The sequence below is a fragment of the Rhodococcus sp. O3 genome, assembly GCF_048897285.1.
Lineage (GTDB): Bacteria > Actinomycetota > Actinomycetes > Mycobacteriales > Mycobacteriaceae > Rhodococcus.
In genome coordinates, this window is the sequence record NZ_JBMBTE010000159.1 from 1 (window position 1) to 9,556 (window position 9,556).

Annotated in this window: 9 protein-coding genes, 1 pseudogene and 1 riboswitch; of the genes and pseudogenes, 3 read left to right on the forward strand and 7 right to left on the reverse strand. The window is 68.8% G+C overall.

All coding sequences use genetic code 11. From position 1 onward, the window contains the following. A pseudogene (locus ACN675_RS25780) lies at positions 1-300 on the reverse strand (lectin); the annotation flags it as partial. A 194-nt stretch (positions 301-494) separates the two neighbouring features. Beyond that, entirely contained in the window at positions 495-1,541 is a 1,047-nt protein-coding gene (locus ACN675_RS25785) for an alpha/beta hydrolase (RefSeq protein WP_420753539.1), read from the reverse strand. Positions 1,542-1,692: 151 nt separating this feature from the next. Here ACN675_RS25785 and ACN675_RS25790 point away from each other — a divergent pair, with 151 nt between their 5' ends. After that, on the forward strand, positions 1,693-3,078 hold the full coding sequence (locus ACN675_RS25790; protein WP_420753540.1) for a WS/DGAT/MGAT family O-acyltransferase: 1,386 nt from the start codon (positions 1,693-1,695) through the stop codon (positions 3,076-3,078). A gap of 130 nt (positions 3,079-3,208) precedes the next feature. On the opposite strand, the gene ACN675_RS25795 is transcribed toward ACN675_RS25790, so the two are convergent. Further along, on the reverse strand, positions 3,209-4,420 hold the full coding sequence (locus tag ACN675_RS25795; protein ID WP_420753541.1) for a fatty acid desaturase family protein: 1,212 nt from the start codon (positions 4,418-4,420) through the stop codon (positions 3,209-3,211). Between the two features lie 223 nt (positions 4,421-4,643). Between ACN675_RS25795 and ACN675_RS25800 the strand changes: the two genes are divergently transcribed. Beyond that, entirely contained in the window at positions 4,644-5,360 is a 717-nt protein-coding gene (locus ACN675_RS25800) for a TetR/AcrR family transcriptional regulator C-terminal domain-containing protein (RefSeq protein WP_420753542.1), read from the forward strand. Between the two features lie 77 nt (positions 5,361-5,437). On the opposite strand, the gene ACN675_RS25805 is transcribed toward ACN675_RS25800, so the two are convergent. The 4 genes from ACN675_RS25805 to ACN675_RS25820 form a co-directional block, all read right to left on the reverse strand. Beyond that, positions 5,438-6,178 (reverse strand): ABC transporter ATP-binding protein, encoded by a 741-nt coding sequence (locus ACN675_RS25805; RefSeq protein WP_420753543.1) that lies wholly within the window; start codon positions 6,176-6,178, stop codon positions 5,438-5,440. Next, positions 6,175-6,969, reverse strand: coding sequence for an ABC transporter permease (locus ACN675_RS25810; RefSeq protein WP_420753544.1), 795 nt, complete (start codon positions 6,967-6,969; stop codon positions 6,175-6,177). The genes ACN675_RS25805 and ACN675_RS25810 overlap by 4 nt, the downstream gene beginning before the upstream one ends. Further along, entirely contained in the window at positions 6,950-7,969 is a 1,020-nt protein-coding gene (locus tag ACN675_RS25815; RefSeq protein WP_420753545.1) for an ABC transporter substrate-binding protein, read from the reverse strand. Before ACN675_RS25815 ends, ACN675_RS25810 begins: the two co-directional genes overlap by 20 nt. Then, entirely contained in the window at positions 7,954-8,673 is a 720-nt protein-coding gene (locus ACN675_RS25820) for a TenA family protein (RefSeq protein WP_420753546.1), read from the reverse strand. Before ACN675_RS25820 ends, ACN675_RS25815 begins: the two co-directional genes overlap by 16 nt. Then, a riboswitch (TPP riboswitch) is annotated at positions 8,666-8,763 on the reverse strand. It overlaps the preceding gene by 8 nt. A gap of 272 nt (positions 8,764-9,035) precedes the next feature. On the opposite strand from ACN675_RS25820, the gene ACN675_RS25825 reads away from it, so the two are divergent. Beyond that, positions 9,036-9,556, forward strand: a 521-nt coding sequence (locus ACN675_RS25825; protein ID WP_420753547.1) for an AMP-binding protein, incomplete at its 3' end; no start/stop codon positions are given.

Genomic DNA, 9,556 nt, shown 5'->3' on the forward strand with positions numbered 1-9,556 from the left:
ATCACCGGCGTACAGCACGACATTGCGGTCGTCCTGCACCGTCAGGCGCACCCCGGAGTTGCCGCTGGTCTGCGACGCCCACACCGGCTCGTTGTTCTCCTTGTAGACGACGAAGTTGCCGTCCTCCTGAACATCCGCGCGCACCGCGCCGGAGCCGTTCGTCATGGCTGCCCAGACGGCCTTGCCGCCTTCGTTCAGCACGAGGTTGCCGTCCTGCTGAAGCGTGAGGGCGTAGGCACCGTTGTCGGACTTGAGTTCCTGGCCGACGCCGAGGCTCTGGCCTGCGTTGAGAGAGCTCACCGCTGTCCCTTTCGGATCGATGTAACACGGTCGGCGTCCGCTCGCGGCGGTTGCCGAGACGAACAGTACCGAGCGGACAGCCGGTGCAGGTGGATTCGACACGCGTCCCGCGTGTTTCGACGACGCGCGTCACATCCGGCGATCGACGGTCGGTTCGGCCACGTGGCCGAACGAGTGGATCGCCCGGCAGGGAATCACACGGCAGGGTTCCGGGTGGCGCTCACGTCGAGGGCCCGGACGAAGGAACCGATCTCGGCGACCGCGCGGGCGCCTTCGGGAACCACGGCCGATGCGGCCTGGAACACGTGCACCTGACGTTCCCAGATCTGCAGTTCGCACGGCACCCCGGCGGCTCCGAGCCGATGCGCCATGAGCTCGGCGTCGGCGAATGTCATCTCGTGCGAACCGGTCTGGATCAGAGTGGGCGGCATACCCCTCAGGTCGGCATCGACGGGTGAGCCGACGGGTTCGTGGCCGGCGCCGCGGGCCGTGTCGACCCGCTCGATGAGGGAGGCCAGGGCGGGAACGGCCCGGCGCGGAAACAGCGCGCAGTGCCGCGAATTCGGGTGGTCGAGTTTGCCGTGCGGATCGAGGTCGGTCAGCGGTGACAGCGCGACGATGCCCGCGGGCCGGCCCAGGCCCAGCCGCAGCGACTCGAGCGCCACCGCGAACGAGAGGAATCCGCCCGCGGAATCGCCCGCGATCACGATGCGTTCGATCGGGACACCCTGAGCGAGGAGCCATCGCAGCCCCGCGACCCCGTCCTCGACGGAGTGGCGGATCGGGTGGCCGCGCAGCATCCGGTAGCCGACGTTGAGCACCGGGGCGCCGGTGGCCGCGGAGATCCGCGACACCATCTGCCGGTGGGTGCCCAGCCCGCAGCACAGGAATGCGCCGCCGTGCAGATACAGGATGGTGGTCTGCCCGCCCGGTACCGCCGTGTCGACGCCGGGCCCGGCGAGGTATTCGGCCGGACAGGTCGGCAGCTTCACCGGCCACCGCCGGGTGCCGGGCACCGGGGCGAGCGGAAACGCGAGCCGCTCGACGAGGGTGGTCGGCCACGGAAGGTTCGGTGCCAGCGCCCACGCATCGATGGCGGGACGAACGGTCCGGCGCACCGACAAGGACAGTAGACGTGAAGCGTTGCTGATCCCGGCGAATTCGCGCACCAGCACCGGGGTGGTCACGAGCGCGATCGGGGCTGCGGTGGACAGTGCTGTACGTGCCAGTGCGGTGTTCATGCGCGGCCTCCTCGTCGCTGCTTTCGCTCGCCCCTTCCCCAGTGGATGCTTGCTGAACTCCGACTACCCGACGGTACGTCCGACGTAACATGGTCGGCAGGTTCGTAACTGGATAGAGATCCTCGCGAAAGGGACACCGCAGGTGGGAATCATGTCCGTTACGGATTCGATATTCCTGTTCGCCGAGACCCGCGAACACCCGATGCACGTCGGATCGGTCCAGTTGTTCACTCCGCCCACGGATGCCGGACCGGACTACGTCGCCGATCTGTACACCCGCATGATCGGCATCACCGACATCGACCCGCTGTTCCGCCGGCGTCCCGGCGATCCGGTTTCGACGCTCGGGCACGTGTGGTGGTCCGAGGACCGCGACGTCGACCTCGAATACCACGTGCGACACTCGGCACTGCCTGCCCCCGGCCGCTTCCGGGAACTGTTCGCCCTCGTCTCCCGGTTGCACGGCACCCTGCTCGACCGGCACCGGCCACTGTGGGAGATGTACCTGATCGAAGGGCTCGAGGGTGGACGGTTCGCGTGGTATTCGAAAATCCACCATTCGCTGGTCGACGGGGTATCGGCGCTGCGGTTGCTGCAGCGCACCCTGAGCCCCGACCCGGATCTCGCCGAGCCGGTCGCCCCGTGGCACCTGCCGCGCCCGGACAGAGCCGGCAGCGACGGCGCTGCGTCGTCCGGATCGTTGCTCGGGACTGCCGGATCGTTGCTCGGGACGGCGCGGTCGCTGGCCGGTGATGTCGCCGATGCTGTTCCGGCGGCAGTGCGGATCGGGCGGCTCGCCGTCGGTCCGCGCAAGGTCGCGCTGCCGTACGAGGCGCCCCGCACGATGTTCAACGTGCCGATCGGAGGTGCGCGACGGTTCGCCGCGCAGTCCTGGGACCGCGAGCGACTCGCCCGCGTACGCCGTGCCGCGAACGTATCGGGCAACGATGTGGTCCTCGCTATGTGCGCCGGTGCGTTGCGGGCCTATCTGCTCGAACACGATGCGCTGCCGGATGATCCGCTGATCGCGATGGTTCCGGTCTCGCTCCGCCCCAAGGACCGGCCGGCGGACGGTGGCAACAGTGTCGGTGTGACGTTGTGCAATCTCGGCACCGACCGTGCGGACCCGCTCGACCGGCTCGCCGTGATCTCCGACTCGATGAGCCAGGGTAAGTCGCTGTTCGGTGACATGACCGCGCTGCAGGCACTCGCGTGGTCCGGGGTGATGATCTCGCCGCTCGGCCTGGCTCCGGTACCCGGGTTCGTCCGGCTGACCCCGCCACCGTTCAACATCGTCATCTCCAACGTGCCGGGTCCTCGGAAGCCGTTGTACTGGATGGGATCCCATCTCGAGGGGATCTATCCGACCTCCATAGTCATGGACGGTCTGGCGTTGAACATCACGGTGACGAACACCGAGAAGTCCGTCGACTTCGGTGTCGTGGGCGGGCGTCGCGCGGTTCCGAGCCTGCAGCGGATCCTGGTGCACCTGGACGAGTCGCTCGTGGAACTCGAAGCGGCACTGCAATTGTCGTGACGGGAGGCCGGAGGGTCGACAAGTTCCTGCGGCCCGACGGGAGTATCGCGACCGGCCGAGCGAGCGGTCGTCGACAGCAAGGTACTACGCCGGCCAGCGGCGCGGCGGGTGCCGAGGAGGGGGTTCTCCGTCAGCGGGTGCGACGGTTCCGGGGCAGGTTGCGCAGGGCTGTCCGCAGCCCGATGCGGGAAGCCGGGGCCTCTCCGCCGGTCTCACGCACGGCGCGGAATTTCAGTTCGGAGGCGGTCTCCGGGGCATCGTCGGCGGTCGCTCGCAGGAACCGGTCGGGCAGTGCGAGCTTGTGGATGGTGCGCAGCGTCAGCAGGTACTGCCGTGCGAGGGGGCCGGTGGTGTAGGGCAGGTCGTACTTGTCGCACAGTGCTCGCACCTTGCTCGAGATTTCCGCATAGCGATTGCTCGGGATATCGGGGAACAGGTGATGCTCGATCTGGTAGCAGAGGTTCCCGCTCAGGAATGCCATCACCGGGCCGGCACGGAAGTTGGCCGTGCCGAGCATCTGCCGCAGGTACCATTCGGCCTTCGTCTCGTTCTCGAATTCCGCGAGCGTGAACTTCTCGGCGCCGTCGGGGAAGTGCCCGCAGAAGATCACCACGTACGCCCACACGTTCCGCAGCAGATTCGCGGTCACGTTCGCCGTCAGCGTTCGTCGCCAGCGGCGTCCGCTGAGGGTGGGAAAGAGCAGGTAGTCCTTGCCTGTCTGACGGGCGATCTTCTTGATCAGCGTTCGAAAGCGGTCGGATTTCCCGGCGGCACCGGCGAGGTCCGGCCGGGCGTGTACGTCGTGCAGAGCGATGCCCCATTCGAATGTGGCGGCCAGCAACAGATTCTGCAGCGGTTGCAGGAGATGTACAGGCTTCCACGGCTGGTCACGGGTGATGCGGAAGACGTCGTAGCCGAGGTCGTCGTCCAGTCCGACGACGTTGCTGAACACGTGGTGGCGGTAGTTGTGGGAGTAGCGCCACTGCGACGAGGGGCCCGCCATGTCCCATTCCCAGGTGCTGGAATGGATTTCGGGGTCGTTCATCCAGTCCCACTGGCCATGGGAGACGTTGTGGCCGATCTCCATGTTCTCGACACTCTTGGCCACACCGAGCGCTGCCGTCCCGAGGATCAGGCCCGGCAGGCCCCTGCTGCCGTGGATCACCAGCCGCGCAGCGGCATCCAGTAGCCGCTGGAAGGCGATGGTGCGGCGGATGTAGGCGGCATCGGCGGCGCCGAGCGACTCGACGACGTTGCGGCGAATGTCGGTCAGCTCGTCGCTGAGCGCCTCGACGTCCTCGGCGGTGAGATGCGCGTACTCCTTGATGTCGGAGATGGCCATGGTGTGCTCCAGGTTCCGACCTCACCCGGAAACCCCGGGTGTGGGCGGCGAGAGCGACTGGCGAGAAGGACGTTCCCGAAGACGATGATCGTGACCGCTGCCCGAGGTCCACGTTGTAGGACCAGTCAACGCCGCCTTCGCCGGGGTGTCAACACTGTAGACCTACACCCAAGGTCTACGGCAGAGGCCTACGCTGGTAGCAGTGAGTGAAGGAAGGGCTCCGATGGCCGAATCTCCCGCTCGTCCCCCGCGCAGCTCAGGCGGTGATCGAGGCCCGATCACCCAGCGGCGAATCGTCGCTGCGGCACTCGAGATCGTCGACAGCGACGGAATCGATGCGCTGTCCATGCGCCGGCTGGGCAAAGTCCTCGGCCGCGACCCGATGACCCTCTACCGTCACGCCCCGAACAAGGCCGCTCTCCTCGACGCCGTCGCCGAGAGTGTCCTCGAACAACTCGAGGTCGGCACCGACGACGGAGATTGGACGATTCAGCTCCGGGAGGTCGCCCGGAACTTCCGCCGGTTGGCGCTCGAGCATCCCCACGTGGTCCCCCTGTTGGTCACCCGTCCCCTGGAGACACCCCTCGGATTGCGGCCCAGGGGGACACTGCGTCCGCTCGAAGACATCCTCACCCTGCTCACCCGGGCCGGTTTCACCGCGACCGACGCCCTGCACGTCTACCGGGCGCTCTTCGGCTTCCTCTACGGTCACGTCCTGAACGAACTCCAGGAACTCGTCGAACGACCCGACGAGCACGAAGACCTGCTGCGTCTGGGCCTGCATCGCCTGCCCATCGGCGAGTTCCCGCTCCTTCGCAGCCTCGCACCCGTGCTGGCGTCGTACGACGGTGCCGCGGAACTCGAACGCGGCCTGGACATTCTGATCGCGGGCCTCATCGCAACACTGCCTCACCCCGGCGGCCCGGCCCCGGCGACCTGAACCCGAAGACGGTCGCCGCAGCCGCCCCGAGTCCGACCGGTGCACTTCGGTATTCGTTCGAGCGGTCCGAAGTCCCGCTACGCGGTGGAGTGCAGGATGTCGACGAGTTCGCGTTCCAGCGCCACGAAATCCGGATCGGTGAGTGTCTCGAGCGTGCGCGGCCTGGGCAGCGGGACCCGCACCTCGTGCCGGATCCGCGCCGGGCGCGGCGAGAGCACGAGCACCCGATCGGACAGCAACACCGCCTCGCGCACGTCGTGCGTGATCATCAGCACCGTCCAGCGGTCCCGCATCCACACGTCCTGCAACCACAACTGCATGTCGGTGCGCGTCAGCGAATCCAGCGCGCCGAACGGCTCGTCGAGGAGCACGACGTCGCGGCCCTGCACGACCGTGCGTGCCAGCGCCGCCCGTTGGCGCATCCCGCCGGACAGTTCCCCGGGACGGGCATTCTCGAACCCGGCCAGCCCGAAGGCGGGGAACAGGTTCGCCGCCCGCGCCCGGGCTTCGGCGCGCGGGATTCCCTGAACCTCGAGGCCGAGCGCGCAGTTGTCGACGACGCTGCGCCACGGGAACAGCAGGTCCTTCTGTGGCATCAACGCGGCCCGGCCGGGCGCGGCCGGTGCGCCGCCGACGGTGACGGTGCCGGTGTCGGGGGTGTCGAGACCGGCGATCAACCCGAACAGCGTGGACTTGCCGGAGCCGCTCGGTCCGATCACCGAGACGAACTCGCCCCCGGCCACGTCGAAGTCGATGCCGTCGAGCACCGGACGATCCGCGAAGGAACGGCGCACCGCGGAGACGGTCACGGCACTCATGTGCGGTTCCCGGTGGTCAGAGCCCAGGGGGCGACGATCCGCTCGACCAGATAGGTGAGCAGATACAGCGCCAGCGACAGCGCGGCGGTGACGAGCACCGCGGCGAGCACCAGATCCGTGCGGAACGAGTTCTTCTGGGTGCTCATGTAGATCCCCAGTCCCGACGTGGCCCCCACGTACTCGGCGAACACCGCGCCGACCACTGCGTAGGTGATGCCGATGCGCAGCGCCGTGAAGAACCGCGGCAGCGCCGACGGCAGGCGCACGTACCGGAACACCTGGCCGCGGGATGCGCCCATGCTGCGCAGCAACGCCCCGGCCTCCCGGTCCGCCGCGGCGAACCCCTCGATCAGCCCGATCGCCATGGGGAAGAACGTCGCCAGCGCGATCACCAGGACCTTCGGCAGCAACCCGAAACCGAACCAGATGATCATCAGCGGGGCGATCGCGATGATCGGCAGGGTCTGCGACACCACGAACAACGGCACCAGCGCGCGGCGCAGCCACGGCGAGAAGTCCACGACGATCGCCAAGGCCCACGCGACCACGAGGGACACCGCGAACCCGATGATCGTCACCTGCAACGTCGACCAGGTGTGGGCGGCCAGGTCGTCGCGGTGCGCCCACCCCTGCCCGAGCACCCGCGCGGGGGAGGGCAGCACCTGCGGGCGGATCCCGGAGACCGTCACGTACAGCTGCCAGAGCGCGACGAGCGCGAGCACGACCACCGCGGCGGGGGCGGCGATGCGGACCCAGCGCGGTGACGACGGATCAGGACGTGAGGTAGTCATCGGTGAAGTAGGTGGACCAGTCCGGCTCCTCGGTCAGCGGCCGGCCGTCGGGTCCGGCGAGCAGCCCCTTCTCGTACAGGAACCGCGAGTAGCCGGTCCAGCGTTCGAGGGTCTGGGTGCCCACGTTCCCGTTCTCGTCGCGCAGTTGGTCCGCCGAGAGCATGCGCTGGCTCTCGAAGACGAGCGCTTCGTCCTCGAAGGCGCCCGGGTTGGCGTCGATGAGGTCCCGGGCGGCGCGATCGGGATCCTCCGCGGCGATCTCGTAGCCGCGCTGAACGGCCTGCACGAACGCGCGTGCCTGCTCCGGGTGTTCGGCCAGCCAGTCCTCGTTGCCGCTGATCACGATCGCGTAGGCGTCGGGGAACCCGTAGTCGGTGTACGAGAAGTAGCGCATCGGCAGGCCGCGGTGTTCGGCCTCGATGCCCTCCCACGCGAGATAGGACGCGGTGAAGTCCGCGGTTCCCGAGTACACCGCCTCGTACGCGGACGTACCGAGGACGACGGAGGTGAACTCGCCGCGGCCGCCGTCGTTGCGGATGACCTGACGCAGGGTCTCCTCGTCGCCGGGATCGCCGAACCCGGCGTAGATGTGACCGTCGAGGTCCCTCGGCCGCGCGAGATCGGCGCGGTCCGCCTTGACGGCGATACCGGTCGCCCAGTGCTGCAGCGGGGCGAGCACCGAGACGGTCCGCGATCCGGCGGCGCGGGCGAACGTCGTCATCCCCTGGGTGGAGATGCCGAACTCGGCGTTGCCCGCGTCGACGAGGGTGTCGGGGGTCGTGTTGTTGTACGGCAGGATCTCCACGTCGAGACCGGCGTCGTCGAACAACCCCTCCTGCATCGCCACGTACAGGCCGGTGTGGTTGGTGTTGGGGGTCCAGTCCAGTGCGAAACGGATCGTGTCGTCCGACTCCGACGAGGAACAGGCCGGGACCAAGGCGATCGCGACGATCGCGACCAGCAGGGCGGTGAGGCGGCGGAGAGTCACGATTCCGGCCATTCCTGCCGGTGCAGCGCGGTGTCCCAGAACATCAGCTCGTAGCGGGTCGCGACGGTGAACGCGTCGAGCATCGCGGCACGGTCGGCATCGGTGGCGGCGACCGCCGCGGCGTCGACCAGTTCGCGGGCCGTCGCGACCGCGGCGTGGAATTCGGGGGCGTCGTAGGTGGTCACCCACTGCGCATACGGGTGCTGCGGGTCGGTGGCGAGGACCCCGGAGGCACGCGCGGCGAGGTCTCGGCCCACCTCGGCGTAGATCCAGAAGCACGGCAGCACGGCCGCGGCACCGACCGCGTACGGCTCGGTGGCGACGGTCGCCGTGAGATAGGAGACGTAGCCGAGGCAGGCGGGGGAGTGGGCGGGCGCGGCCTCGCCGGGCGGCAGGACCCCGCCGGTGAGCAGGCTCCGGTGCAGAGCCGACTCCTCGGTGGCCGCCGTGGCGGCACTGGTCGCCCAGAACGCGGCGGTCGCCGGGTCGGGGGACTTGGCGGACAGCAGCGCGAGGGCCTTGGCGTAACCCGCGAGGTACAGCGCGTCCTGCTCGATGTAGTAGCGGAAGGCGTCGAGCGGCAGCGTTCCGTCGCCCAGGCGGTGGAGGAATTCGAGGTCGTCGATCGACCGGCGCAGCGTCTCGGTGTGCTGCCACATCCGATCGGTGAAGCGGCCTGTGGTCACGGGAGGTGAAACGTCGACGGGCACAGACATGCCGGGACATCCCTTCGTCAGTGTTAACTGCATCAGGTTCTACGGGTGTGATCTCAGCCCCGCGCGTACGGAGCACCCCGTGTCGGACGAACGCGACCTTAGCAGGGCGTTCCGCGCAGCGGGCTCCCGGGGTACCGGACCCCGGGGCCGCGCCGGGAATGTCCGGACGGGCGGTTCCGTGAACAGAAAACAGCCTGTATGTTTGGCGATCGTCAGCGCGGTCGCGGCGGTGTGAAGGACCCCGACCATGCCGTGCGACGACCATGCTGCGAGACCTCCCGGCTCGCGCTCGGGCGGTCGCGGGAGGGTGTCGACGGCGACTCCGCCTGCGCACAGCGATGTGGGGAAAGGTGGAATACGGGATGCGGGATGTCGAGGATTCCGGACGGTCGGAACTCGAGAATCTGCCGCGACTGATCGCGAATGTCGTCTCACGTGACCCGGAACGGGTCGCGCTGGTGCGCGATGGTGCCGTCGTCACCTACGCCGGCCTCAACGAGGAACTGGCCGCGCTCGGCGCCGCCATGGGTGACGCGATCGGACCCGACGCACTCGTTCCCGTCGTTCTCACCGGACTGCTGCCCGGGCTCGCCGGGAGTGGTCCCGACGACGTCGCCGCCGCCCTGGCCGAACTGTCCGAGGACCTCGCCGCGTTCGCGGGGGAGGAGCAGGGGTCGCCCGAGCCGGCGCGACCGGACACCCTGCCCGCCGCCTTCGCCGCACAGGCCGCGGCCACCCCCGACGCCGTGGCCGTCGAATTCGACGGGGCCGAGTACACCTACGCCGAGCTGGCGGACCGGTCCCGGCGGCTCGCCCGCCGCCTCGTCGCGTCCGGTGTCGGCCCGGGTGTCACCGTCGCCGTCGCCCTGCGCCGGTCCTTCGA

What these genes read in the sequence shown, in the direction of transcription:
- ACN675_RS25785 (WP_420753539.1), bottom strand. Translation starts at nt 1,541, where the DNA reads ATGAACACCGCACTGGCACGTACAGCACTGTCCACCGCAGCCCCGATC.
- ACN675_RS25790 (WP_420753540.1), top strand. Translation starts at nt 1,693, where the DNA reads ATGTCCGTTACGGATTCGATATTCCTGTTCGCCGAGACCCGCGAACAC.
- ACN675_RS25795 (WP_420753541.1), bottom strand. Translation starts at nt 4,420, where the DNA reads ATGGCCATCTCCGACATCAAGGAGTACGCGCATCTCACCGCCGAGGAC.
- ACN675_RS25800 (WP_420753542.1), top strand. Translation starts at nt 4,644, where the DNA reads ATGGCCGAATCTCCCGCTCGTCCCCCGCGCAGCTCAGGCGGTGATCGA.
- ACN675_RS25805 (WP_420753543.1), bottom strand. Translation starts at nt 6,178, where the DNA reads ATGAGTGCCGTGACCGTCTCCGCGGTGCGCCGTTCCTTCGCGGATCGT.
- ACN675_RS25810 (WP_420753544.1), bottom strand. Translation starts at nt 6,969, where the DNA reads ATGACTACCTCACGTCCTGATCCGTCGTCACCGCGCTGGGTCCGCATC.
- ACN675_RS25815 (WP_420753545.1), bottom strand. Translation starts at nt 7,969, where the DNA reads ATGGCCGGAATCGTGACTCTCCGCCGCCTCACCGCCCTGCTGGTCGCG.
- ACN675_RS25820 (WP_420753546.1), bottom strand. Translation starts at nt 8,673, where the DNA reads ATGTCTGTGCCCGTCGACGTTTCACCTCCCGTGACCACAGGCCGCTTC.